The 26329-nt window shown below is 65.1% G+C and carries 20 protein-coding genes; 14 read left to right on the top strand and 6 right to left on the bottom strand.

Features of this window, described 5'->3' with window-relative positions:
- The first annotated feature begins 130 nt into the window (after nt 1-130).
- Both ACEN9O_RS11605 and ACEN9O_RS11600 read left to right on the top strand, forming a co-directional pair.
- Nucleotides 131-1027: a LysR substrate-binding domain-containing protein gene (locus ACEN9O_RS11605; RefSeq protein ID WP_495617689.1), complete on the top strand. Its 897-nt coding sequence runs from the start codon at nt 131-133 to the stop codon at nt 1025-1027.
- A gap of 100 nt (nt 1028-1127) precedes the next feature.
- Complete coding sequence (locus tag ACEN9O_RS11600) at nt 1128-1799, top strand: substrate-binding periplasmic protein (RefSeq protein WP_495617688.1); 672 nt, start codon at nt 1128-1130, stop codon at nt 1797-1799.
- Here ACEN9O_RS11600 and ACEN9O_RS11595 read toward each other — a convergent pair.
- From ACEN9O_RS11595 to ACEN9O_RS11580, 4 genes are all read right to left on the bottom strand, one after another.
- Complete coding sequence (locus ACEN9O_RS11595) at nt 1796-4015, bottom strand: glycoside hydrolase family 3 N-terminal domain-containing protein (RefSeq protein ID WP_495617687.1); 2220 nt, start codon at nt 4013-4015, stop codon at nt 1796-1798. The two genes, ACEN9O_RS11600 and ACEN9O_RS11595, sit on opposite strands and share 4 nt — an antisense overlap.
- A gap of 2 nt (nt 4016-4017) precedes the next feature.
- A complete protein-coding gene (locus tag ACEN9O_RS11590) occupies nt 4018-5916 on the bottom strand; it encodes a glycoside hydrolase family 2 protein (RefSeq protein ID WP_495617686.1) in 1899 nt (632 codons plus the stop codon).
- A 19-nt stretch (nt 5917-5935) separates the two neighbouring features.
- Nucleotides 5936-7783 carry a hypothetical protein gene (locus ACEN9O_RS11585; RefSeq protein WP_495617685.1) on the bottom strand — a complete coding sequence of 616 codons (1848 nt, stop codon included), beginning with the start codon at nt 7781-7783 and terminating at the stop codon, nt 5936-5938.
- 85 nt (nt 7784-7868) lie between these two features.
- Nucleotides 7869-8861 (bottom strand): LacI family DNA-binding transcriptional regulator, encoded by a 993-nt coding sequence (locus ACEN9O_RS11580; protein ID WP_495617684.1) that lies wholly within the window; start codon nt 8859-8861, stop codon nt 7869-7871.
- Between the two features lie 155 nt (nt 8862-9016).
- On the opposite strand from ACEN9O_RS11580, the gene ACEN9O_RS11575 reads away from it, so the two are divergent.
- The 4 genes from ACEN9O_RS11575 to ACEN9O_RS11560 all read left to right on the top strand — a co-directional run bounded on the left by ACEN9O_RS11575 (nt 9017) and on the right by ACEN9O_RS11560 (nt 15236).
- Complete coding sequence (locus ACEN9O_RS11575) at nt 9017-9838, top strand: NAD-dependent epimerase/dehydratase family protein (RefSeq protein WP_495617683.1); 822 nt, start codon at nt 9017-9019, stop codon at nt 9836-9838.
- Nucleotides 9839-9869: 31 nt separating this feature from the next.
- The gene (locus tag ACEN9O_RS11570) at nt 9870-12032 is read left to right on the top strand and encodes a glycoside hydrolase family 88 protein (RefSeq protein WP_495617682.1); all 2163 of its coding nucleotides are present in this window, start codon (nt 9870-9872) and stop codon (nt 12030-12032) included.
- Between the two features lie 119 nt (nt 12033-12151).
- Nucleotides 12152-14557: a TonB-dependent receptor gene (locus ACEN9O_RS11565; protein WP_495617681.1), complete on the top strand. Its 2406-nt coding sequence runs from the start codon at nt 12152-12154 to the stop codon at nt 14555-14557.
- Between the two features lie 142 nt (nt 14558-14699).
- Nucleotides 14700-15236: a glycosyl-4,4'-diaponeurosporenoate acyltransferase CrtO family protein gene (locus ACEN9O_RS11560; RefSeq protein WP_495617680.1), complete on the top strand. Its 537-nt coding sequence runs from the start codon at nt 14700-14702 to the stop codon at nt 15234-15236.
- Nucleotides 15237-15246: 10 nt separating this feature from the next.
- Here ACEN9O_RS11560 and ACEN9O_RS11555 read toward each other — a convergent pair whose 3' ends face one another.
- On the bottom strand, nt 15247-15579 hold the full coding sequence (locus tag ACEN9O_RS11555) for a hypothetical protein (RefSeq protein WP_495617679.1): 333 nt from the start codon (nt 15577-15579) through the stop codon (nt 15247-15249).
- 197 nt (nt 15580-15776) lie between these two features.
- Between ACEN9O_RS11555 and ACEN9O_RS11550 the strand changes: the two genes are divergently transcribed.
- From ACEN9O_RS11550 to ACEN9O_RS11535, 4 genes are all read left to right on the top strand, one after another.
- Nucleotides 15777-17897, top strand: a complete 2121-nt coding sequence (locus tag ACEN9O_RS11550) for a M36 family metallopeptidase (protein WP_495617678.1) — start codon at nt 15777-15779, stop codon at nt 17895-17897.
- Nucleotides 17898-18074: 177 nt separating this feature from the next.
- Nucleotides 18075-18911, top strand: coding sequence for an undecaprenyl-diphosphate phosphatase (locus ACEN9O_RS11545; protein ID WP_495617677.1), 837 nt, complete (start codon nt 18075-18077; stop codon nt 18909-18911).
- A gap of 29 nt (nt 18912-18940) precedes the next feature.
- On the top strand, nt 18941-20764 hold the full coding sequence (gene recQ, locus ACEN9O_RS11540; protein WP_495617676.1) for a DNA helicase RecQ: 1824 nt from the start codon (nt 18941-18943) through the stop codon (nt 20762-20764).
- Between the two features lie 2 nt (nt 20765-20766).
- Entirely contained in the window at nt 20767-21273 is a 507-nt protein-coding gene (locus ACEN9O_RS11535; RefSeq protein ID WP_495617675.1) for a DUF1993 family protein, read from the top strand.
- On the opposite strand, the gene ACEN9O_RS11530 is transcribed toward ACEN9O_RS11535, so the two are convergent.
- Entirely contained in the window at nt 21263-22198 is a 936-nt protein-coding gene (locus ACEN9O_RS11530) for a helix-turn-helix domain-containing protein (RefSeq protein ID WP_495617674.1), read from the bottom strand. The two genes, ACEN9O_RS11535 and ACEN9O_RS11530, sit on opposite strands and share 11 nt — an antisense overlap.
- A 124-nt stretch (nt 22199-22322) precedes the next feature.
- Here ACEN9O_RS11530 and ACEN9O_RS11525 point away from each other — a divergent pair, with 124 nt between their 5' ends.
- The 4 genes from ACEN9O_RS11525 to ACEN9O_RS11510 are packed head-to-tail and all read left to right on the top strand — an operon-like array spanning nt 22323 to nt 26279.
- Nucleotides 22323-23219, top strand: a complete 897-nt coding sequence (locus ACEN9O_RS11525) for a DMT family transporter (RefSeq protein ID WP_495617673.1) — start codon at nt 22323-22325, stop codon at nt 23217-23219.
- 13 nt (nt 23220-23232) lie between these two features.
- Nucleotides 23233-25011, top strand: coding sequence for an amidohydrolase (locus ACEN9O_RS11520; RefSeq protein ID WP_495617672.1), 1779 nt, complete (start codon nt 23233-23235; stop codon nt 25009-25011).
- Nucleotides 25012-25041: 30 nt separating this feature from the next.
- Complete coding sequence (locus ACEN9O_RS11515; RefSeq protein WP_495617671.1) at nt 25042-25551, top strand: hypothetical protein; 510 nt, start codon at nt 25042-25044, stop codon at nt 25549-25551.
- On the top strand, nt 25551-26279 hold the full coding sequence (locus tag ACEN9O_RS11510) for an ABC transporter substrate-binding protein (RefSeq protein WP_495617670.1): 729 nt from the start codon (nt 25551-25553) through the stop codon (nt 26277-26279). Before ACEN9O_RS11515 ends, ACEN9O_RS11510 begins: the two co-directional genes overlap by 1 nt.
- The last annotated feature ends 50 nt before the right edge of the window (nt 26280-26329 follow it).

The raw sequence follows: 26329 nt of genomic DNA, 5'->3' as shown, positions 1-26329 counted from the left end.
CGCCGATATCGATAAATTCTTGCTCATGGAGTTTTATCAGCGTATGAGGTATATTTTCCTCGCTGTAGCGCCTGTGATCAAACGAGTAATTTTCGACCGATGAACAAGAAAAACTTAGCCTAAGCCCGACATGAACAAACCGCTGCGCTCCCTCTCCGGCCTGATCGACTTCGACTGCGCCGCCCGCTGGGGCAGCTTCAAGCTGGCCGCCCAGGAGCTGCACAAGACGCCGGCGGCGATCAGCCTCCAGGTCAAGCAGCTGGAGGCTGCGGTGGGTTTCGAGCTGTTCACGCGCCACCCGCGCCACATCACGCTGACCGAAAAAGGGCAGGAACTGGCGGCGGCCGTGGCCCGCTCGCTCGGCGAGCTGCGCGCCAAGGTGGTGGCGCTGCAGGACGGCGACGACGAGAAGATCCTGCGCATCTCCACCACGCATTCGCTGGCGATCAAGTGGCTGGTGCCGCGCATCCACCGCTTCACCAAGCTATACCCGGAGCTGGACATCCGCATCGATTCCAGCGACCGCCTGGTCGACCTGGAAGACGGCAGCACCGACGCCGCGCTGCGCTTCCATCCCATCGAGGACGGCGATCCCGAACTGCTGTTCCGCGAACGGCTGGTGGCGGTCTACAGCCCGTCGTTGCTGGCGCCCGGCCAGGAGGAGCTGACGCTGGCCGACCTGCAGCGCTTTCCGCTGCTGCATGAACACAGCAACGAGGAATGGATACAGCTGCTGCGCAAGAACAGCGCGCTGAAAGGGACCTACGATTTCTCGCGCAGCTACAGCAACTTCGCCGTGCTGGCGCAGGCGGCGCTGGCGGGACAGGGCATCAGCCTCGTTTCGTATGCGATCGCCTACGAGGACCTGCGCAGCGGCGCCTTGAAGCGGATCGCCTGCTTCAGCGCACCGTACAAGCGCGGCTACCGGCTGGCGGTCAGCCGCGGCAAGGAAGGCATGACCAAGATCGCGCGCCTGCGCGCCTGGCTGAAGGACGAGATCGACGAGATGCAACGCTCGCTGGATTGACGCCGGCTCCCGATTGCTCTACCTTGAACTAACCTCAACCGGCGCTCCCATGAATTCATACGTCAGACTCCTTGCCCTTCCCCTGCTTGCGACGCTGACGTTGTCCACGTACGCAGCCGATGCGGCCAGGCAGGAGCTGCGCTATGTGCAGAAGAGCGAGGAACGCCCCACCGCCGGCAAGCGTGAACTGAGCCGCTTCCAGGAGGCGCTGGGCGCCGCGCTGGCGCGGCAGATGGGCCGGCCGGTACGCTTTGTCTCGCTGCCGCGCAAGCGCATGATAGGTGCGCTGGAAAGCGGCGAAGGCGACATCCTGTGCGGCTACGTGCCGGCCTGGATCAAGGGAGATGTGTACTGGAGCCGCGCCTTTATCCCCACCTCGGAAGTGCTGGTATCGTCGAGCCGCGTGCCGGCGCCGCGCTCAATGGGCGAGCTGAAAGGCAAGCGCATAGGCACTGTGCTGGGTTTCCACTACCCGGAACTCGAGCGCAGCCTCGGCGCCGATTTCGTCCGCGACGACGCACCCTCCGCCGAGCTCGCGCTGCGCAAGTGGAAGGCCGGCCGCTATGACTATTTTCTGGCCGCCCGCAACATGATCGACAACCAGGCAGCCAAAGGCGCGCTGCCGGCCGGCTACCATCTGCTGGTGGTCAACGAGTATCAGTCGATGTGCGCGGTGTCCAGACAGGCCAACGTCAGCGTCGACGAAGTCAACACCGCCATCGACGCCATCGTCAAAAGCGGCGAACTGGCGCGCCTGCTGCAACTGCGCTAGCGCAAAAGCAGTTTTACCGCCCCCTCAAGGCGGATATCGTCGGAGGCGCTGCCGACCATCAGTTTGAAATCGCCGGCTTCGGCACCCCACACCAACTGGCTGTTGAAGAACGACAGCAGCTCGCGGTCGATGATGAAGCTCACGCGGCGCCGCTCGCCCGGCCGCAGATGGATTTTCTGGAAGCCCTTCAACTCCCTCACCGGCCGCACCACCGAAGCCACCATGTCGCGGAGGTACAGCTGCACGATCTCGGTGCCCTCGGTCTTGCCGGTGTTGGCCAGGTCGAACGACAGCGTGACCTGCTGCGACGGCGACATCTCCGCGCTGCTGATCGTCAGGTCCGAATATTTGAACCCGGTGTAGCTGAGGCCATGGCCGAAGGCGTAGCGCGGGCTGTTGACGGAATCGATATAGCCCGACTTGTAGACCACGTCCTTCTCGTCGGTGACGGGCCGGCCGGTGCTGGGCTGCGCGTACGACAGCGGAATCTGGCCGACGCTGCGCGGAAAGGTGATCGGCAGTTTGCCGGACGGGTTGTAATCGCCAAACAGCACATTGGCGACCGCGTTGCCGCCCTCGCTGCCGGGGAACCACGCGTAGACGATGGCGTCCGCCTGGTCGGCGATGGTGTTGAACACCAGCGGGCGCCCGGCCAGCATCACCACCACCACCGGCTTTCCGGTGGCCTTGAGCGCGGCGAACAGCTGCTCCTGATGGCCGGGCAGCGTGATGTCGGTGCGGGACTTGGCCTCGCCGCTCAAGTCCCAGGTTTCGCCGACGGCCAGCACGACCACGTCCGCCTTGGCCGCCGTGGCGACGGCGTCGGCAAAGCCTTCGGTGCCGGCGCAGCCCGCGCCGCAAGCCTGCGCGTAGCTGACCTGCGCCTTGCCGGCGTGGCCGCGGATGCCTTCGAGGATGCTGACCACGCGCGCGCGGTCGCCCTCCACCACCCAGCCGCCCTCCAGGTCGCGCCGCGCGTCGGCCAACGGGCCAATGACGGCGATGCGCTTCGCTTCGCGCGACAGCGGCAGCGTGCCGCCCTGGTTCTTCAGCAGCACCAGCGATTTCTGCGCCACGTCCAGCGCGGCGGCGCGGTGCGACGGATCGGCCAGCACCGCCTTCTCGCGCGCGGCGTCGGCAAAGCGGTAGGGATCGTCGAACAGGCCAAGCTCGAACTTCTTGTACAGAATGCGGCGGACCGCGTCGTCCAGCGTCTTCATTTCCACCTTGCCGGATTTGACCGACTGCTCAAGGTGATTGATGTGGGCGTAGCTCTCCATGTCCATGTCGCTGCCGGCGTTGATGGCTTTGACCGAGGCGTCGGCCAGGTCGCTGGCGTAACCATGCGGCACCATCTCGCGCACCGAGCCCCAGTCGCTGACCACGAAACCCTTGAAGTTCCAGCGGCCCTTGAGGACATCGCGCTGCAGGAAGCTGTTGCCGGTGGCCGGCACGCCGTTGAGCGTATTGAAGGAGTTCATGAACGTCGCCGCGCCCGCGTCCAGCGCGGCCTTGAACGGCGGCAGATAGACCTCGAACAGCTGCTGCTGGCTCATGTCGACCGCGTTGTAGTCGCGGCCCGCAATCGCCGCGCCATAGGCGGCGAAGTGCTTGGCGGTGGCCATCACGGCATCGGTGGAGCCCAGCCGCTTGCCCTGGAAGCCGTGCACCCGCGCGCGGGCGATGGCCGAGCCGAGGAAGGCATCCTCGCCCGCCCCTTCCATCACGCGGCCCCAGCGCGGATCGCGCGCGATGTCCACCATCGGTGCGAAGGTCCAGTGGATGCCGGCGGCGGAAGCCTCGCGCGCGGCGATGCGGGCCGACTGTTCGATCGCCTCCATGTCCCACGACGCCGACTCGCCCAGCGGCACCGGGAACACCGTATGGTAGCCGTGGATCACATCCTGGCCGAACAGCAGCGGAATATGCAGCCGCGATTGCAGCGCCAGCGCCTGGATCTCGCGCGTGTCGGCCACGCCTTTCACGTTGAGCATGGAGCCGACTTTGCCAAGACGGATATCGGCCAGCGTTGCGGCATAGTCGCTGCTGGCCGGACCGGTGACCAGGCGGCCGGATATCTGATGCAGCTGGCCGACCTTCTCCGCCACCGTCATCTGTTCCATCAGCGCGGCGACCTTGCGATCGATCTCCGCGTCCTGCGCGCGGGCCAACAACGGCAGCAAGGCCGCAGCTATGACAAGAGTGGTCTTTTTCATGGTCACTTGTATTGTTGCTGTTTTTGGTCGTAGTAAGCCTTCATTGTGTAGAAGGCCAGCTTTTTCTTGCCGGTTTCGGAGATCAGGCCCTTGCGGTTCCAGAAGTCCTGATAGTACGGGTGCGGCCGGCGCGGCGAACGGAAGTCCGTCAGCACCCACGGCGTCATGCCGCGCAGGCCGGGGATCGCATCGAGCATCTTGAACTGGTTCCGGTACAGCAGGTCTTGATACTCCTCGCTCCAGCGGGTGTCGTCATCGGCGTGCAGGCCGCCCAGTGCGTCGGCGCCGAATTCGGTGATCACCATCGGCTTGTTGTAACGGACCTTGAACGAAAACTTCAGCATCTCCTTGTTGTCGGACCAGTACCAGCCGGCGTATTCGTTAAAACTCGCGAGGTCGATCTTGTCGGCCAGCGGATCTTCCACCGTCACCTCGTTGTCCTTGCGGTGCACCTCCAGTGCGGCGGCGACCAGGCGGGTACGGTCCAGCGAGCGCACGGTGTCGGCCAGCTTGCCCATGAAGACATTGCGCGCATCGCTGACCGGCGTCTCGTTCCCGATCGACCAGATGATAACGCTGGCGCGGTTGCGATCGCGCGTGACCAGGTCGGTCAGCTGCTGGCTGGCGTTGGCGTAGACTTCCGGCTTCTCCCACGAGATGGTCCAGTACACCGGCACCTCGGCCCAGACCAGGATGCCCATCTCGTCGGCCAGCCTGATCATCTCCTCGCTGTGCGGATAGTGCGCCAGGCGGACGTAATTGCAGTTCATCTCCTTGGCCCATTGCAGCATCATGCGCATGTCGCCCTCGCCGCGCAGGCGGCCCGGTATCAACGGGTTTTCGTCGTGCAGCGAGATCCCGCGCAGGAAGACCGATTTCCCGTTCAGCAGCAGGTCCTGGCCGCGCGTTTCGATGGTGCGGAAACCGATGCGGTCATTCAGCCTGTCGGTCGCGCCGGCGATGGTGACGGTGTACAGCTTGGGATCTTCCGGCGACCAGTAGCGCATCCTGTTTGTCGCCAGCGGGATGCTGACCGCGGCGCGGCCGTCGGCGCCCGTGTGCACGGTGGCCTTGACGCCCGCTTCGGGGATGGCGATCGTCACGTCCTGCGAGCGCTGCGCGCCGGTCATCTGCACATAGCCTTCGATGCGCCCCATGTCGCCCTTGGCCAGCTGGATCTGGTAGTCGGCGATGTAGGTGTCCGGCGTCTCGGCCAGCAGCACATCGCGGGTGATGCCGCCGTAGTTCCACCAGTCGGTGTTCAGTGTCGGGATGTCGTCCTGGTGTCGGGTGTTGTCGGCCTTGACGATCACCGTGTTCTGGCCGTTCAGTAAAAGCCCCGTCACGTCGAACTGGAACGGCGTGAAGCCGCCCTTGTGGCTGCCGACCTTCCTGCCGTTCAGGTAGACGTGGGCCTCGTAGTTGACTGCGCCGAAGTAGAGGAAGTAGCGCTTGCCGTCCTTGGGCGCAGCGCGGAATTGCTGGCGCATCCAGACGGTGCCCTCATAGTTTTCCAGCTTGGCGTTCTGCGAGTTCCAGTCGCCGGGAATGGCCAGCGTCGGCGAGCCGTCGAAGCTGTATTCGACGGCTTCGGTTTTGTCCTTGGGCTTGCGATCGTCGTAGAAGCCACCGGAACCGGTGGCGGATTGGTCGAAGGGCTGGTGGCGATAATTGTAGTAGCCCGTCTCATAGGGATCGACGATGTAGTTCCAGCGGCCGTCCAGCAGCAGGTGGGTGCGGCCGTAGATGTTGTGCAGCGTGGGCGGCTGCTTCGCCGCCGAAGCAGCGATGCGCGCGCCGGCGGACGGCACCACCATCGCCTGGCCGGGGGCCTGGTCGTCCTGCGCCCATGCCGTGGACAGGCAGCCCACGACCAACAGCAGCTTTAATACACTACGCATTTTGTGTCCTCAATGGTACTTAATGGTACTTGATGGTCCATCTGATCGTCAGCGCTTTTGTCATCGTCAGCTTGCCGGTGCTGCAGGTGACGAGGGTCTTCATCGGGCCGTACGGCGCCATGTAATCCTTGCTGCCGTTGGTCGACGCCACCTGGCATTGCTGGAGGCCGGAGACGCTGTACTCGTCCACATCGCCTTTGGCGAAGGTGACGGTGCCGCCTTCGATGACCGGCTGCTCCGAGAAGGATGCGAAGTCCAGCGTGATCCTCTCCACTTCCTGCGTACCCACCGGCGTGTAGACATCGTTGCGGGTCAACCGTCCGTGTTCCAGCGTGTAGGTGGTTTGCAGCTTGATGCGGCCGTCCTTGACCGGGCTTCTCCCGCCCAGCTGGTCCAGCTCATCCTGGCGATAGCTGACGGTGTAGCGCTGGCCGGCCTGACTGGTCCTGATGTCCTTGATCCACGCCGTGCCGATCAACTGCGTACCGTCGGCCATGGTGAACTTCGGCAGCAGCTGCGGATGCGCGCTGCCGCTGTCGGCGATGCCGGAGACGATGCCCGGCGCGAACGGCAGCGGGTAGTACGGGCTGTTGTCATGTTGGCTGATACCACCGTTGACGATGTTCAGGCTGACGACGTGCTGTCCGTCGCGGAAGATGGTCAGCGCGCGGTCGTATTCTCCCTTTGCGAAGGTAGTAGTGCTGAACTGCGGACGGGTCTTGTCCAGCCATGCCTGCAGGTCGGCCTTGGGCGGCACGTCCGTCATGCCGGCCTCGTTCCAGGTATCGTTGGTGAAGATCAGCTGGTGCAGCAGCGAGAAGTTCTCGCCCAGGATGCGGTGCTTGCCGCGATAGCTGTCGGTGCGGCGGCCCTTGCCCCACATGTCCACCGAGTGCATCGAAGGGTCGTACCAGAAGTCCATGTAGCGGGCGGCGACGCGCGACGAGAAGGCATAGGCGTACTGCTTCTCTTCCGCCGTCAGCACATCCAGCCGGGCAGACACGGACAGGATCTCGACCAGCGCCGTCTCGCCATAAGGCCCGAGGCTGCGGCCGAAGCTGAAGCCGTCGCCGGCGGTGTTGCTGACGTTGAGCGCGATGTCGGCCGCCTTGCGCAGCAGGCCTTTCAGCTCCGGCGTCGGCTCCATGCCGGTTTCCAGGAAGCGCTCGCAGATCTCCGCGATTAGCAGGATGCTGTAACGGTCGAAGCGCCCTTCGCCGTCGGTCTCGTCGGAGAAGCCGAACTGGCCCGAGTACTTCTTGTAATGCGTGAGCATTTTATCGAGCAAAATCCTGCTGCCGCTGTCGTCCTCCCAACCCATCAACATGCGCAAGCGCGCGATGCTGAACGCCACGCCGTAGTAGTTGGTCGGCAGGTTGATCAGCTCATACTGAGGCACGGTGACGAAGCCGCGCCAGTCCAGCTGCTTGCGCAGCTTCTCCAGCGTGGCCGGGCTGACTGCCCGCTCCAGCAGGCCCGCTTGCTTCAGCCTGACCAGCGTGCCGATGTAGTAATAGATGCCCCAGGTGTGATTGTCCATGCCGACCGTCATATCGGCGATGTCGCGATAGTCGCGCAGCCGCTGCGGCAGCGCCGGATCGTCCTTGTCGCTGTTCAGCAGCACGTGGCCCAGGCCCGCCGCCACTTTACCCGGCAAGAATTTGTCGCCGGCCTGGAACGGCGCGTAGCCGTCGATGACGATGGCCTCCTTTTCCGCCACCAGTTTCCTGAAAAAGTAGTCCAGCTGCCGGTAGGCGTTGTCCTGCACGGTGCGGTTCATCGGCGCGGGCGCCTGCGCTACCGCGCCGCCGGCGGACAGCATGGCGGCCAGCGCGATCGCGGACAGACGGAATCGGGACGGAATCATGTGGTGGCAGACTCTTTTTGGAAAACGTTTAACCGATGTTATGTGATTTTTCCCGGGACGTAAAGCGTCATGTGAAAATCCGCGGCTAAACGCGGCTGGCGGTGGAGCCGCGCAGGATCAGCTGCGGCTCGATCATGCTGTATGCGGCGGCGGGCCTGCCTTCGATCCGGCCGATCAGCAGCTCCATCGCGGCGGCGCCCAATCGCTCGCTTTGCAGGTCGACGGTGGTCAGCGGCGGCGAGGTGTAGGCGCCGAACTGGATGTTGTCGAAGCCCGCCACCGAGATGTCGTCCGGCACGCGGAAGCCCAGCGTTTGTGCAGCCTTCATGAAGCCTAACGCCATCAAATCGTTGTAGCAGATCAGCGCATCGGGGTGGTCGGCGGCGAGCATGATGGCCGAACACACGCGCTCCCCTTCCTGCGCCGACGGCACGCCGGCGTCGTGCACCGCCAGCGGCAGGCCATGCACGGACAGGCACTCGCGGATGCCGGCCAGACGCTCCTCGTCGCGGCGCGACTTGGAGAAGCCCAGGTAGGCGATCCTGCGGTGCCCTTGCGCGACAAGGTGCCGTGCCAGCATGTTGGCGCCGCGATGATCGTCGCCCGCCACCCAGGGAATATCGTGCTGCGCCAGGTGGCCGAAGAACACCATCGGCTTCCCCAGCTCCAGCATCCAGTCCATCTCCGATTCCGGTATGCGCGAGATGACGAACATGCCGTCCACGCGGCGGCTCAGTGCCTCCAGCAAGGGACGTTCGCGGCCAGGGTCTTCGTCGGTATCGACCAGCAGCAGGTTGTAGCCGTGCTGCTGTGCCACACGGTTGGCGCCCTTGACCACGCTGGTGAAGTGCGGATTGGCCACGTCCAGCACCGACAGGCCGATGCTCTTTGTACGGCCGGTGATCATCGACGCCGCCAGCGGGTTGGAACGATAACCCAGGTCGGCGATGACCTGCGTGATGGTCGCCTCTACACCGGCCGAAAAGCGCTGGGCGCCGTTGACGAACTTGGACACGGTGGCGGTGGACACGCCGGCGGCGGCGGCCACATCGCGGATGGTGGGTACGGGTTTTTTCATCAGTTCAGTCAATCGATTTTTATTTTAATCGGCCACCCGGTCGATCTTAGCACGGCAAATCCGCCACAGTCCGCGCATTCATAGGCACGAAAGCGATTGACCTCGGAAATTTATTCGCTATACTTCCGATTAAACGTTTAACTACATCCCCTCAAATGACTACTACTTCCAGCGCAAAACCCTTCAAACGCATCCTCCTGACCGGCGCCGGCGGCGGCCTGGGCACCATCCTGCGCGAACGCGCCAAGGCCTGGGCCGACGTGGTGCGCCTGAACGACGTCAAGGACCTGGGCCCGGCGCGCGCGGGCGAGGAGATCGTCATCGGCGACCTGGGCGACCGCGACGGCGTGCTGGCGATGATGGAAGGCGTGGACGCCGTACTGCACTTCGGCGGCATCTCGGTGGAAGACAAGTTCGAGCCCATCATGAACGCCAACATCCTCGGCCTGCACCATCTGTACGAGGCGGTGCACAAGTGCGGCGTCAAGCGCGTGATCTACGCCAGCTCCAGCCACGTGGTGGGCTACTACGAAACCACTGAGCTGGTCGACGCCACCATGCCGCTGCGGCCCGACGGTTTCTATGGCGTGTCGAAGGCCTTCGGCGAAGCGCTGTCGCGCTACTACTACGACCGCTTCGGCACCGAGACCGTGTGCCTGCGCATCGGCTCCTCCTTCCCGGAGCCGAAGACCAGCCGCATGATGGTCACCTACCTGGCCTACGACGACCTGGTGGAACTGATCCGCTGCTCGCTGTTCACGCCGCGCGTGGGCCACACGATCACCTTCGGCACCTCGGACAATCCGACCAAATGGTGGGACAACAAGCACGCCTCGCACCTGGGCTATGTGCCCAAGCACAGCTCCAGCCAGTTCGCCGGCAATTTCCCCGACAGCGCGGCCTACCCGGCGCCGGGCGACGCGCCGACCATCTATCAGGGAGGCCCGTTCGTCACCGCAGGACCGATGTACAAATAAAAACTCAAATAAAACTCAACGAGACGCCCATATGAAACCCATGTATCTGCACGCCGCCGTGCTGGCCGCCTTCGCGGCGGCGCTGCCCGCGGCAACTGCCTACGCCGACGACGCGGCGGCCGCCATCAATCCGAAAGCGGTATTGAGCGCGATGGAACGCGTAGCGGACTGGCAGCTGGCCAACCCCAGCAAGCATCGCACCGACGACTGGACGCAGGCGGTGGGCGATACCGGTTTCATGGCCCTGGCGGGCATCTCGGGCGACCGCAAATACCGCGACGCCATGGTCGCCATCGGCGACAAGAACCAATGGAAGCTGGGCCCCAACCACTACCACGCGGATGACCACATCATCGGCCAGACCTACGCCGAGCTGTATCTGCAACTGCGCGATCCGAAGATGATCGCCGCCATGCGCGCCAGCTTCGATGACATCCTGGCCAACCGCCGCAGCGGCACGCTGGACTTCACCGTGCCGGGCAACCAGGAGCGCTGGTCGTGGTGCGACGCCTTGTTCATGGGGCCTCCGACCTGGCTGCGCCTGTGGGCCGTCACCGGCGACCAGCGCTACCTGGACTTCGCCGTCAGCGAATGGTGGGCGACGTCGGACTACCTGTACGACAAGGAGGCGCATCTCTACTTCCGCGACAGCAAATACTTCGACAAGCGCGAAGCCAATGGCCAGAAGGTCTACTGGGGTCGTGGCAACGGCTGGGTGATGGGTGGCCTGGTGCGCATGCTGCAATACCTGCCGGCCAAGCACCCCGCCCGACCGCGCTTCGAGCAGCAGTACCGGGAGATGGCGGCCCGGCTGCTGACGCTGCAACTGCCGGAGGGCCTGTGGCGCGCCAGCCTGCTGGACCCGGCCAGCTATCCGCTGAAGGAATCGAGCGGCTCGGCGTTGTACGCCTATGCCTTCGCATGGGGCGTCAACCAGGGCCTGCTGGATGCGAAGACCTACCAGCCCTCCGTGCGCAAGGTGTGGGGCGCGCTGGTGGCCAACGTGCAGGCCGATGGCAAGCTGACCCACGTGCAGCCGATCGGCCAGGACCCCAGATCGTTCGACGACGACGCCACCGAAGTCTATGGCGTCGGCGGCTTCCTGCTGGCCGGCAGCGAGGTGTATCGCATGGCGGTGCTGGACCAGGCCAGGCCGCGTATGGTCAGCGTAGCCAATGGCACCGATAGCCTGCGCGGCGACGAGCTGGTGGAAGTCAAGCCGGGATTCAAGGCACCTGTGGTGATGGATGCCGCGACGTCGGCGATCGTCAATTCGCAGGTGATCGGCAAGCAGCTGCTGTTCTCCGTGAACGTGCCGGCCGGCGACACGCGCCGCTACCTGCTGCTGCCCGCCGAACGCCTGGCCGCCGTGCCGCCGGCAGACGTGAAGACGCACGCGCGCTTCGTGCCGGAGCGGCTGGACGACTTCGCGTGGGAGAGCGACCGCACCGCGCACCGGGTCTACGGGCCGGCCATCATCAAGGACCCGAAGGAGCACCTGATCAGCAGCGGCGTGGACGTGTGGGTCAAGCGGGTGCGCTATCCGGTGGTGGACAAATGGTACAAGAACGGCGCCTATCACCAGGATGCCGGCGAAGGCCTGGACTACTACCACGTGGGCCAGAACCGCGGCTGCGGCGGCACCACCATCTACGCCGGTAACGCGCTGCATAACTCCTCCAATTTCCAGAGTTGGAAGGTGCTGGCCGACGGCCCGCTGCGCTCCGTATTCGAACTCGGTTTCGGCAAATGGGATGCGGGCAACGGCCGCATGGTCTCCGAGGTGAAGCGCTTCTCGATCGACGCCGGCTCCAATATGACCCGCGTCGAAAGCCGCTACAGCGCCGGCGGCAAAGGCCCGCTGACGGTGGGCGTGGGCATCGTGCAACGCGACGGCCAGGGCGAGTACGTGACCGACGCCGCCGGCGGCTGGGCCAGTTACTGGGAGCCGCAGCACGGCGACGACGGTATCACCGGCTGCGGCGTGATCCTGCCGGCCGGCGCCAGCGGCTACGCGGTCGCCGACGGCCAGCAGCTCACGCTCGGCATGGCCCGGCCGGGCAAGCCTTTCGTCTACTACTTCGGCGCGGGCTGGAACAAGAGCGGCGATTTCGCCGACGGCGCGGCATGGCAGTCCTACGTGCGCGATTACGCGCGCAAGGTGAAGGCGCCGCTGTCCGTGACCACACAATAAGTACGCAATAAGCACGCAATAATTTGCAGCACCGCCGGGAGTCCAAAAAAATCGCCGGCGTATTTTTGACCACAAGTGGAAGCGATTCCACATAGCAATTAATAAAAACTGGAGACTTCATGAAACCTGCCATCCCTGCGCTGCGGCCCATCACGGCCGCAGTCGCCCTAGCCCTGCCTCTGCTCGGCCTCAGCGCCGCCACCGCCCAGCAGGCCGCCCAGGCCGACACTGGCAAGCTGGAACAAGTGGTCGTCACCGCCAACAAGCGCGCCCAGAACCTGCAGGACGTGCCGGCCTCGATCACCGTGCTGGGCGACGCCGTGCTGCAACGCTCCAACGTGCGTGACCTGGAAGACATCCCCTCGCTGTCGCCGGCGCTGACGCTGTCCTACGGCAGCCAGCCGGGCAACTTCAGCATCAATATGCGCGGCATCGGCACCTTCTCGCTGGGCATCGGCATCGAGGCCGATGTCTCGGTGATCGTCGACGACATCCCGCAGGGCATGCAGGCCGGCGCCTTCAAGGACCTGGCCGACGTCTACCGCATCGAGGTGCTGAAGGGACCGCAGTCCACGCTGTTCGGCAAGAGCTCGATCGCAGGCGCGCTCAACATCACCACCAAGCCCATCGGCGGCCCGTTCAAGACCACCGTCAGCACCTACCTGACCGACGACCACGAATGGCGGGCCGGCGTCAGCGTCGGCGGCGCCGTCTCGGACACCTTGCGCCTGCGCCTGGCCGCCAGCAAGACCAGCTACCAGGGCACGCTCAACGACCTCAGCACAGGCGGCCACCTGAACGGCAGCAAGGGCGACAACCTCAGCGGCAAACTGGAGTGGAACCCGCTCGACCAGCTGACCGTCACGCTGACGCCGCACTACAACCGCACCGAGAAGTTCTGCTGCTCCAACGCCTACAGTTATATGTCGCCGGGCGGCATCTACCGCAACGCGCCGCAGCTGCCGGCCTCGCTGGTCCTGGCCGGCATCGCCATCGGCCCCGGCAACCGCGACGTGCGCAACGATTATCCCACCGGCGGCAAGTTCCACGACGCCGGCACCGGCATCAAGCTGGACTGGGCGTTCGACCCCAACGGTCCGCTGGCCGGCCACACGCTGAGCTCGATCTCATCCTACAGCCGCTACCACATGGACGACTACCAGGACAACGACAACACCGACATCGACATCCTGCCCTTCCTGCTGCTGCCCAACGGCCAGCCGACCGGCATGCACGGCGGCCTGTTCCAGCACGGCTCGTTCGACGTCCACTCGACCACCCAGGAACTGCGCCTGACCTCGCCGGACAAGGGCGCGCTGCGCTACGTCGCAGGCCTGTGGTACGGCAAGAACTGGCTGAACCGCGAGCTGACCAAGGAGCCGCTGATCCAGGCCTACGGCACCTCCTACGGCGCCGACGCCTGGAACACCAGCAAGGCCATCTACGGCCAGGGCTCGTGGGACTTCGTGCCGAACACCAGCCTGATCCTGGGCGGCCGCTACAACGACGAGGACACCGGCTACAACTTCCGCCGCTACACGGTGCCGCCGCAGGTGCACGCGCTGACCGAGTACTACCACAAGGAAGACAACGACAAGAGCTTCACCGGCAAGCTGGGCCTGGAGCACCGCATCAACCGGGACAGCATGGTCTACGCCATGGCCTCGACCGGCCACAAGGGCGTGGCCTACGACCTGACGTCCGGCTTCACGGCCGCCACCGCCAGGCTGCCGGCCGTCAAGCCGGAAACCGCGAAGAGCTACGAGATCGGCCTGAAGCAAAGCCTGCTCGACAACCGCGCGATGTTCAGCGTGGCGCTGTTCCGCACCAACTTCTCGAACTTCCAGCAATCGTCGAGCTTTTTCGACGCCGACGGCACCTACCGCACCGGCTTGAACAGCATCGGCGGCCTGCGCACGCAGGGCCTGGAGGCGGAAGGCAGCGTGCGCGTGACGCGCGAGCTGCAGCTGAACGGCAGCTTCGCCTACACCGAGGCCACCATCCAGTCCTTCGAGAACGGCCCGTGCTATAACGTGCTCAACGCCACCGGCACCGGCACGGTGATCGGGCCGGGCTGCGTGGTCAGTCCCAAGTACAACAACAGCAATGTGCAGAACCTGGCCGGCAAGACGCTGCCCAACGCGCCCAAGATCAAGGTCAACCTGGGCGGGCAGTACGACCTGGTGCTGCCGGCGCAAAGCTTCAACGGCTTCGTCGCGGCCACCACGCGCTACCAGAGTCGCACGCAGTTCTCGCTGAACCAGGATCCGATGACGGTGCAGGGGGCGTACAGCATCACCAACCTGAGCCTGGGCGTGAAGGACAAGCAGGACCGCTACAAGTTCACCTTCCTGATCAACAACCTGTTCGACAAGCGCTATGCGGCCGGCCTGAACAACGGCTATGCCAACAGCAACTGGAGCAGCAAGGCGCCCAATGTGCCGCTGGTGGTCAACACCACCGAGTGGCTGCCGCCGCGCGACTTCCAGCGCTACTTCGGCGCCCGCCTGGACATGACGTTCTAAAGCTTGCCTCTCCTCGCGACCTTGCCGTCCGGTCGCTCTTTCGCCCTCCGTCCGCACAGTTTCCCTGCGCGGACGGAGGGCATTTTTTTGCGCGCGCCAGCGGCTTCCTGCGGCGATATACTGGACGATTGGAGATAATTCAATGAAAGTGTGGCGCGATCTTGGCAAAGTCTTAATCGTGGCGGCGGTGTTTGCCGTCTGTTTCGACATGCTCGCCAAGGTCATTGGTCCGGACTCCCCCTGGCTCGGACTGCTGTTGATGTTCTACTTCATGGCGCTCGCCAACATGGCGGAACCTTTGTTTGCGGTCCGCATGCCCCAGGCGCTGCGGCCAGTGAATCCAAAGAACGGCGCCTATCGCTGGTTCGGGGTGGCCGCTTTCGGCGCGCTTGTCCGGAACACGCCTCTTCGTTATCTCAACGGTTCCGTCTATCTTGCGGACGGGCGGCGTAGCCTCGCCAAATTGAGCCGCCGGGCGGAGGTTTCGGAGGCAATCCACTTCTGGGCCGCGATCTGGCTTACGGCATATATTGCCTACACCTTGTCTCGTGGCCTGTACCTTGAAGCCGTCCTGTTTTTAATGGTGCAGCTTGTCGTCAACGTCTACCCCATCCTGCACCTGCGCATCGTTCGAGCGCGACTGGACCGGATTGATCGGAATAATGCCCTCCAGTGGTGAGGGAATGGGTTTATTCGGCATTTAATTGCAAGCGCTTGATGGCGCGGTTTTTTCCAAAGGTGGCGGACACCAGCAGTGACTTGCCACAGCGGGTGCGGTACAAGTAGGTGCGCTCTTCGCCGTCAACCGTGCGCCTCAACAGCTCAAGCGACTGCGGCGTCTTTTCCGGACAGCCACTCAGCAGCGACGCATCGGCCGCCGGGTCCACCGTCATCTTCGCGACTGCGGCGGCGACCTGCCTGGTCACCTCCGGCTCCGTATCTTCGATCGGCTGCGGCGCTTGCGCCATCGCGCAGCCGGACGCCAGCGCGATCGGCAGGAGCAGGGAAAACAGCCTGTGCATAAGCGGCCTTTCGCGGTTATTTGGAACCCATCTTAGCGCCGCGCGCGCCGCGCCGCCATGTCTCATTTTTAACAGTATCCGGAAAAATGTCTAATAACGCCCGATTTTACAAACGGCAAAAAGTCGTGGCTATACTCGTTTGGCACCCACAAGGCTCGCATACCGAATAACCCACTATCCATAGGAGTTCACGCAGCATGCGCCACTTCGCCCGTCCCCTGATTGCATCCCTGATCGTCCTGGCTTACGCGGGCTCCGCGCACGCCGGCAGCTATTCCGTCGACAACCTGACGCTGTACTCCGGCACCACCGCCGCCACGGCCGACGATGCGCTGCGACAGAACGCGGCCCAGTTCGGCCTGCCGGCCTCGCTGAACAACCTGGGACTGGTGAAGGTGCAGGAATCGCTCACCGGCAAGCACTACCACTACCAGCAGATGCTGCGCGGCCTGCCCGTGGACCGGGCCGAGATCATCGTCTCGATCGGCAAGAACGGCCAGCTGCAGAAGATCTTCAACGAAACCCGCCACATCTCCGACAAGGTCGACGCCAGCGCCGTCAACCAGCTGTACAACCAGGCCCAGATCACCGAAGACCAGGCGCTGGACAAGGCCTGGACCAATATGAAGGTGCAGCACCCGCTGGTGGCCGCCCCGTCCACCGAGCTGGTGTGGGTGACCACCAAGGATGGCGTGCAGCTGGCGCGCAAGGTGCGCATCGAGGCGCAGATGCCGACCGGCGGCTTCGTGCAGTTCCTGAACGCGCATGACGGCACCGTCATCGGCTCCTATTCCACCTCGCTGCCGCGCCGCGGCAAGCGCACGCTGGACGCGCGCGCCGAGCTGGCCGGCCCCGTGCTGGACCGCCACGCCGCCACCAAGGCGCTCAACGACAGCCAGGGCACGCATGGCCGCCAGGCCTTGCAGGGCGGCGCCGTGGCGGCCGTCACGCCGTCCGGCATCAACGGTTCCGGCTACGCCTTCGATCCCGATCCGCGCACGGTGCTCAACACCGACGCCCTGACCGACACCTCGCCCGCCTCCGCCTTCGACGCCGCCTACTCGACCAAGACCCTGCGCGACCTGACGGTGGCCAGCGGCGTCTACAAGCTGAGCGGCCCGTTCGTCAACATCAAGGACATCGAAGCGCCGAACACCGCGCCCAGCACCACCAGCAACGGCGTGTGGACGGCCAAGCGCGGCAACGACGCCTTCGACGACACCAACGTCTACTTCCACCTGGACCAGAGCCAGCGCTACATCCAGTCGCTGGGCTTCACCGGCACCAAGTCCATCATCAACCGTCCGCTGGACGTCGACACCAACGGCGTCAACGGCGACGACAACTCGCACTACAGCGGCGGCGCGGCCGGCTCCGACTACCTGGCCTTCGGCCACGGCTGCGTCAACGATAGCGAGGACGCGGACGTGATCCTGCACGAATACGGCCACGGCATCCAGGCCAACATCGACAGCAGCTGGAGCGGCGGCGACACCGGCGCCATGGGCGAAGGCTTCGGCGACTACTGGGCCGCGTCCTACTCGTACAGCACACCGAACGGCAAGATCTACCACCCCGAGTGGGCCTTCAGCTGGGACGGCCACGGCGCCTGCTGGGACGGCCGCCTGCTGAACCGCACCGACGCCAAGTACAACGCCAGCAAGACCTACGCCGCGCACCAGTCGGTGACCGAGGGCGGCGTGACGTTCCAGTCGGATGAATTGTGGTCGGCGCCGCTGTACCAGTCCATGGTGGCGCTGATCGCCGCCGGCAAGCCGCGCGCCAATATCGACCAGATCATCCTGGAGGCGCACTTCGGCCTGGGCAGCAACGTCAAGATGCCAGCCATGGCCACCGCCATCGTCAACGCCGCCAAGACGCTGTTCCCGTCCGACCTCAGCTACGCCAACACCTTCCAGGCCAAGTTCGAGGCGCAGAACATCCTGTCGTCGGTGGTCAGCGGCCCGACCATCAACGAGGTCGAGAGCAACAACACCACCGCCACCGCGCAGGCCATCACCACGGCCGGCACCACGGTCAACGGCACCATGAGCGCCTCGAGCGACGTCGACTACTATAAGATCGTGCTGCCGACCGGTAAAACGCTGGCCGTGACGCTGACCCCGAACGCCAGCTCGGACTACGACCTGGAGCTGTACAACAGCGCCGGCACCAAGGTCGCGTCCAGCGTCAACGGCACCGGCGCGGCCGACAGCGTCAGCTACGGCACCGCTGGCACGCTGTACGCCAAGGTGATCTACTACGGCGGCGGCACCGGCGCCACCAGCGGCAAGTACACGCTCAAGGCCAGCTGGTAAGCGCCCGCGGTCGAAATATCTTCCTTTCAACGCCCCGTTCCGGGGCGTTTTTTCGTTTGGCCGCCCAAAACCGCATTACGCTTGAGTGAGATTCAGAATCCGGGGCGGCGAACATGGTAAGCTTCGACCCCGGCGCTATGACAGCGCCCTCTTTCCCACCAACTAATTACTTACTTCATGGATATCGTTCTCGCTCTCAAAGCCCTGATCATGGGCCTGGTTGAAGGTTTCACGGAATTCCTGCCGATCTCGTCGACCGGCCATTTGATTCTGGCGGAGCACCTGCTGGGCTTCCAGGGCATGGAAGAAAAGATGAAAGTGTTCGAGATCGTCATCCAGGCGGGCGCCATCTTCGCCGTCTGCTGGGAGTACCGCGCGCGCATCGCCGCCGTGCTGACCGGCCTGGGCGACCCGAAACAGCAGCGCTTCGCGCTCAACGTGCTGATCGCCTTCCTGCCGGCCGCCGTGCTGGGCGTGCTGTTCAACAAGGCCATCAAGGCCAAGCTGTTCGCGCCGGTGCCGGTGGCGCTGGCCTTCATCGTCGGCGCCCTGGTCATCCTGTGGGTGGAAAAGCGCGAGAAGGCCAATCCGGCCATGGCCCGCATCAATTCGGTGGACGACATCACACCGATGGACGCCATCAAGATCGGCATCGCCCAGGCGTTCGCGCTGATCCCGGGCACCAGCCGCTCCGGCGCCACCATCATGGGCAGCATGATCTTCGGCCTGTCGCGCAAGGTGGCCACCGAGTTCTCGTTCTTCCTGGCGATCCCCACGCTGCTGGGCGCCACCGTGTATTCGCTGTACAAGGAACGCGCGCTGCTGTCGGCCTCCGACCTGCCGCTGTTCTCGATCGGCACCGTGGCGGCCTTCGTCTCGGCCTTCCTGTGCGTGCGCTGGCTGCTGCGCTATATCAGCTCGCACACCTTCACCGCGTTCGCGTGGTATCGCATCGCCTTCGGCCTGATGGTGCTGGTCACCGGTTACACCGGTATGATCGTCTGGGCCGACTAACATCTTTGCAGTAGAAACGAGTAGTAGCAATGGATCATCAGGAAAATAACGAGCGCGCCCTTCAGCTGCTGCAAACCGTGTTTGGCTACCCGGCCTTCCGCGGACAGCAGGCGGAGATCGTCGGCCATGTCAGCGGTGGCGGCGACGCGCTGGTCCTGATGCCCACCGGCGGCGGCAAGTCGCTGTGCTATCAGATACCCGCGCTGGTGCGCGACGGCGTCGGCGTGGTCATCTCGCCGCTGATCGCGCTGATGCAGGACCAGGTGGACGCGCTGGCCGAGGTGGGCGTGCGCGCCGCCTTCCTCAACTCCACCCAGACCTACGAGGAAGCTTCGCGCATCGAGCGCCAGGTGCGCATGGGCGAGATCGACCTGGTCTACGTGGCGCCCGAACGGCTGATGACGGAGCGCTGCCTGAACCTGTTCCAGGCATCGAAGATCGCGCTGTTCGCCATCGACGAGGCGCACTGCGTGTCGCAATGGGGGCATGACTTCCGGCCCGAGTACATCAAGCTGTCGGTGCTGCACGAGCAGTTCCCCAACGTGCCGCGCATCGCGCTCACCGCCACCGCCGACCAGCAGACACGCGCCGAGATCGTCCACCGCCTGCAGCTGGGCGACGCAATGCAATTCGTGTCCTCGTTCGACCGCCCCAACATCCGCTACCAGATCGTCGAGAAGGCCAACGGCCGCAAGCAGCTGCTGGACTTCATCACCACCGAGCATGGCGGCGACTGCGGCATCGTCTACTGCCTGTCGCGCAAGAAGGTCGAGGAGACCGCCGAATTCCTGAACGAGAACGGCGTGCGGGCCATGGCCTACCACGCCGGCATGGAGCACGCCAAGCGCGCGGCCAACCAGGCCAAATTCCTGCGCGAAGAGAACATCGTCATGTGCGCCACCATCGCCTTCGGCATGGGCATCGACAAACCCAACGTGCGCTTCGTCTGCCACCTGGATCTGCCCAAGAGTATCGAGGGCTACTACCAGGAGACAGGCCGCGCGGGCCGCGATGGCGAACCGTCCAGTGCCTGGATGGCCTACGGCCTGCAGGACGTGGTGCTGCAGCGCCGGATGATCGACGAATCCGAGGCCGACGAAACCTTCAAGCGCGTGCTGGGCACCAAGCTCGATGCGATGCTGGGCCTGTGCGAAACGCTGAGCTGCCGGCGCGTGCGCCTGCTCGATTATTTCGGCGAGCAGTCCGGCCCTTGCGGCAACTGCGATACCTGTCTGATCCCGCCGGTGTCCTTCGACGGCACGGTGCCGGTGCAGAAGCTGCTGTCGGCCGTGTACCGGGTCGACCAGCGCTTCGCCGCCGGCCACGTGATCGAAGTGCTGCGCGGGGTGGAGACGGACCGCATCAAGACCTGGCATCACGATTCGCTGTCGGTGTTCGGCATCGGCGCCGACCGCAGCGAGCAGGAATGGCGCGCCATCCTGCGCCAGGTGATCGCGCTGGGCCTGGTGACAGTCGACCATGAACAATACAGCTCGCTCAAGCTGACCGACGCCGCGCGGCCGGTGCTCAAGGGCGGGCAGAAGGTGCAGCTGCGCCAGTACCAGAAGCCGGTCAAGCAGAAGAGCGCCAGCCGCGCCTCGAAGGGCTATGTGGAGAGCGACCTGTCGCCGCGCGAGCAGGCCATCTTCGACAAGCTGCGCTGGTGGCGGGTGGAGACGGCGCGCGCGCACGACGTGGCGGCCTACATCATCTTCAACGACGCCACGCTGCGCGAGATAGCCAAGGCGCGTCCGACCACCTTGTCCGACCTGCGCGGCATATCGGGCGTCGGCGAGAAGAAGCTGGCCTCCTACGGCGACGAGATCGTCGCCATGATCAGCGAGATGGAATAAGCATGCAGCCGGCGGCCGTCTTTAATCGTTCGCTGTCGCAGTTGCGCGGCATGCTGGAAAAGGTAGCGGCCACCGGCGCCGGCATGATCACCGCCCGACTGCACGCGGAGATGCTGCCGTTTGCCTCGCAGGTGCGGGCCACCTGCAATTTTGCGCTGCGCGGCTGCTGCCCGCTCGCTGGCCTGGCGCCGGTGAGTTTCGACGGCGCGGAGCTGTCGATTGCCGCGCTGGCGCAGCAGATCGACGACACCATCGCCTACGTCGCCGCGATTCCCGCGCAGCGCTTTGACGGCGCCGCCGAACGCCTGTGCCATGACCGCGCCGGCTTTGCCGACATCGCCTTGCCCGGCGACGAATACCTGAACCTCTACATCCTGCCCAACTTCTACTTCCACTTCAGCATGGCCTACGCGATCGCGCGCAGCCAGGGCGCGGACATCGGCAAGCAGGACTTCGACGGCTACCACCTGTACGCGCCCGGCTTCTCGTTCGAAAAACCTACGCTGTAACGATGCCGCGGTAACGGCTGGGCGGCGCGCCGACCGCGTCGCGGAAGCGGTGGCTGAAGTGGCTCAGGTCCGCGTAGCCGCAGGCGTCGGCAATCTGCTGCAAGGGCTGGTCGGTGGTCTTCAACAGCTGGCGCGCATGCTCCACGCGACGCGCCGCGATCCATGCCGACGGCGGCATGCCGAACGATATCCTGAACATCCGCGCCAGGTGGTACTCCGACATGCACGCCAGCTGCGCCAGCATGCCCAGCGAGATATTCCGCCCCAGGTTCGCCTCGATGTAGTCGGCCAGGCGGCGACGCACCACCGGCGCCAGGCCGCCGCGCACGCGCTGCTGGTGCTGCGGCATCGATTGCGACAGCAGCAGATGGCTCAGGGTCTCGTGCGCCGTCTCGTTGGCGAGCAGCCGGCCGTCCGCGCCTTCCCACGACATGTTCGCCAACCCCGCGCACAGGCGGCCGATACGCTCATGTTCAAAGTAGGTGCGGTCGGCCAGCGTGATCTCGCGCGGCTCGCGGTCCAGTTCCACCACGGCGCGCCGCGTGAAGTGCTCGGGCAGGAAGTAGACGTGCAGGAAGCGCAGCGGCCCGCGCACCGTCCAGCTGGACTCGTGCCAGTCCGGCAGCGTGCACAGGCGCTCCGGCGCTCCGTACAGGCCGGGCAGCTCGTCACGCTCGGTGCGGTAGCCGCCGCCCATGTAGTAGGACAGCGTGTGGTGGCCCGGTTTGCTGTAGCTGGTCTCGGCGACCTCGGTGTCGCGGCGCCAGATGGCCACCGCCAGCTCGTCGCCCAGCCAGGCGAAGCGCTCCAGCACCGCGTCGGTTTCGGACATGGTGCGGAACACCGCGTGCGAAATCAGCCCCTCCGGCGCGCGGGCGGCGGTGGCATCGGTGGCGGCGGTGGCGTTCGAAGGGCGGGCTGGCACGGCGCGGGCATTCAGTATGAGTTGGCTTAAAGTCTAGCACGGAGCGCCCCCTCGCCGCCGGCGGCCGGCGAATTTGCGCAATTCCAGACAAGCGCCGCCCGCGCGCAGGCGGCATGCTGGCCGCATGAATATCTTCCTCTACCTGCTCACTGTCCTGATCTGGGGTACCACCTGGATCGCCATCACCTTCCAGCTTGGCGTGGTGCCGGCGCCGGTGTCGATCGCCTACCGCTTCTGGCTGGCCGCCGCCGTGCTGATGGGATTTTTGCTCGTCACGCGCAAGCCGTGGTGGCCGCCGCGCCAGGCCTGGCGCTACCTGTTCGCCCAGGGCCTGGCGCTGTTCTGCCTGAACTTCCTGTGCTTCTACTATGCCAGCCAGTGGATCACCAGCGGGCTGGAAGCGGTGGTGTTCTCCACCGCGCCGATCTGGAACGCCATCAACGGCCGCATCTTCCTCGGCCGGCCGATACGCCGCCAGGTGATGATGGGCGCCCTGCTCGGCCTGACCGGCATCGTGCTGCTGTTCGCGCCGCAAATGGCCGGCCACTGGAACGACAGCAAGGTGATGATCGGCCTCGCGCTGACCCTGGGCGGCACGTTGTGCTTCTCCTGCGGGAACCTGCTGTCGAGCCGCATGCAGTCGCTGGGCCTGACGCCGTGGCTGACCAACACCTGGGCCATGCTGATCGGCTCCACCACGCTGGGCGTGGCGGCGCTGGCGCTGGGCATGCCGTTCGCGCTGGAGCCGAGCACGCGCTACGTCGGCGCGCTGCTGTACCTGGCGATCCCCGGCTCGGTGATCGGCTTCACCGCCTACCTGTTGCTGGTCGGCCGCATAGGGCCGGACCGCGCGGCCTATTCCACGGTATTATTCCCCATCGTGGCACTGACCATCTCAACGATCTACGAAGGCTACCACTGGACGCCGACGTCCCTGGCCGGGCTGGCGCTGGTCCTGGCGGGGAACCTGCTGGCGTTCCTGCCGCTGGCCCCGCGCACCAAAGTGATGGGAGCCGCATAAAACAGGGGAACGCATGAACAGATACGTCGCCGCACTGGCGCTGACATTGGCGGCGTCCGCACAGGGCGCCGAGGCGCCGGCGGACACCGTCTACCGCAACGGCTACGTCTACACCGTCGACGCCAGGGACAGCGTGCAGCAGGCGCTGGCCGTGCGCGCCGGCCGCATCGTCTACGTTGGCGACAACGCCGGCGCCGTCGCGCTGACCGGCAAGGCCACCAAGGTGATCGACCTGCACGGCCGCATGCTGATGCCCGGCCTGATCGACGGCCATATGCATCCGCAATCGGGCGGCAGCCGTCTGCTCAACTGCAGCCTCGATTATGCGGCGCTGACCGTCGCACAATTCCAGTCGCGCATCCAGGCCTGCCTCGACAAGGACAAGAAGTCCGACGTCAGCCGCTGGCTGGTGGTGGTGAACTGGTTCCAGCAAGGGATGCTGCCCGACGGCGTGGAGACCACCGCCGCCACGCTCGACGCGCTGAAGACCGAACGCCCGGTCATCGTGCGCTCCTCGTTCGGCCACTCCTCGCTGCTCAATTCAAAAGCCGTGCAACTGGCCGGCATCAAGCGCGACACGCCCGATCCCGCCGGCGGCAAGATCACCCGCGACGCCAAGGGCGACGCCACCGGCCTGCTGGAAGACGCCGCGCAGGACATGGCGATGAACCTGCTGCCGCCGCTGACGGTGGCCGAGAACCTGGCCGCCTCCAAGGCCGCGCTGGCGGCGATGCGCAAGCAGGGCATCACCAGCTTCCTCGACGCCTACACCGACCCCGAAACCATGACCGCCTTCACCGACCTGCACAAGCAGGGCAAGCTGACGGCGCGCGCGCACTTCGCGGTGCTGATCGATCTGGATAAAGGCGCCACGCCGCAAAGCGCGGTGGCCGAACTGCTCAAGCAGCAGAAGCAGTTCGACCAAGGGCCGACGGTGGCGGCGCCGTCGATGCAGGTGCGCCACGCCAAACTGTTCATGGACGGCGTGATCTCCGCGCCGGCCTTCACCGGCACCATGCTGGAGCCCTACCTGGTCAACAAGGGCACGGCGGACCAGCCGGACTGGCAGCCCGGCCCCAGCACCGGCCCGGCCAGCTACTTCGCGCCCGAAGCGCTGAAGACCACGCTGACGGAACTGGCCAAGGCCCACATCGATCCGCACATCCACGTCGACGGCGACCGCGCCGTGCGCGAGTCGCTGGACGCCATCGAATACCTGCGCTCCACACCCGCCGGCAAGGACATCCGCCCGGCGCTGGCGCACGACGAAATCGTCGCCCCGGCCGACTACCCGCGCTTCGCCAAACTGGATGTGACGCCGGTGCTGTCCTTCCAGTGGGGGAAGCCTGCGCCCGACACCGTGGGTGCGCTGAAGGACTACATGGGCCCACAACGCTACGCCATCGTCGAACCGCAGGCGCTGCTGCTGAACGCCGGCGCGCGCATCGCCTATGGCAGCGACTGGCCAGTCGATCCGCTCGACGAATGGTTCGCGCTGAAGGTCGGCGTGACCCGCACCGCAGCGCCCGACGCCGGCAAGGAATACGCCGGCACGCTGGGACCGCAGCCCGGCATGCCGCGCGCCGCCGTGCTGCGCGCCATCACGCTCAACGCCGCCTACACGCTGCGCCAGGAGGCGCTGACCGGATCGCTGGAGCCGGGCAAGCTGGCCGACATGATCGTATTGGACCGGAATTTCTTCACCATCCCGGTCGAGGACATCGCCAACATCAAGGTGCTGCAGACTATGGTGGGCGGCAAAATTGTGTATCAGGCCAAGGGCATGCGTTAAGATGTCGGCCTTTAGATAAACTAGCCAGCCATGGAACTCGCCATCTCCCTGCTGATCATCGCCGTCACCGGCCTGGTGATCTACGCGATCATCAAGACCAATCCGGCCAAGCCGATGCCGCTGCCGGCGCGCCCCGCCACGCCCTACGAGCCCAAGCTGCCCGAAGACGCGCCCGCGCTGCACTGGTCCGACGATGGCCGCTTCCTGGTCGAGGTGGTCAACGAATCGCGTTACCAGGCCACGCTCAAGGCGCTGGCCGGCGACCATGGCGACCAGGCCGCCGCAACGCCCTACCTGGCCACGCTGGTGCCGGACGACGTCAATCCCTACGAAAGCGCCGCCGTTGCGGTCTTCCTCAACGGCCGCATGACGGGTTATCTGTCGCCCAAGGCATCGGTGGCCTTCCGCGCGCTGCTGAAGCACAAGGACATCGAAGGCCAGGTCACCAGCTGCGACGCCCAGGTGCGCGGCGGCGGCGTATGGCAGAGCGGCCACCTGGCCTATGTCGTGGTGCTGGACCTGGAGCAGCTGGAGAAGTGATGAAGGCGTTCACCTTGTCCCTGCTGATGGCGGCGGGTGCTGCATCGGCACAGCCGCTGGTGCTGCATTACGCGCAAAGCCCGCCGCTGCAATATGCGGACACGCGCGGCGTGCTGACGGGCCACGCCGCCGCGCCCACCATCGCCGCGCTCACAGCAGCCGGCATTCCATTTGTTGTGCGCCAGACGCCGGCCAAGCAGCAGCTGGCGCTGATGCAAGCGGCCGAGCAGGAACCCGCCTGCATGCTGGGCTGGTTGCAAACGCCGGAGCGCGAACGCGTCGGCAAATTCTCGGAAGTGGTGTATGAGGACAAGCGCCCGTTCGCGCTGACCTGGAGCGGCAACCCCGCCATGCATGACGAAGAGCCGCTGAAGGATACGCTGACCGACAAGCAGCTGCGCGTGGTGGTGCAGAAGGGCGCGTCCTACGGCGTGGCGATCGACCGCGGCCTGCTGCGCTACAAGACGCCGACCATCCCCAGCGCGGCCGACACCCAGCAGCTGCTGGACATGCTGCGCCGGCACAGCATTGACTACTTCTTCATCACGGAGGAGGAGGCGGAGGACGCGATCAAGGCTTCGGGCTATCCCGCCTCGCACTACAAGCGCATCTACTTCTCCGACCTGTACAAAGGCTACGAGCGTCGCCTGTGGTGCAGCAAGTCGGTGCCGGACGAGACGTTCAAACGCTTGAACGCGGCCATCGTCCGAAAAAACCCGCATCCCTAAGCGATACGCCAGCCGCGCCGCTTAGGGGTCGGACCCCGCGGGGTCTGACC

The sequence above is a fragment of the Duganella sp. Dugasp78 genome (assembly GCF_059491455.1).
Note: the sequence above shows the minus strand (reverse complement) of the source record. Positions and strands in the feature narration are given on the sequence as shown.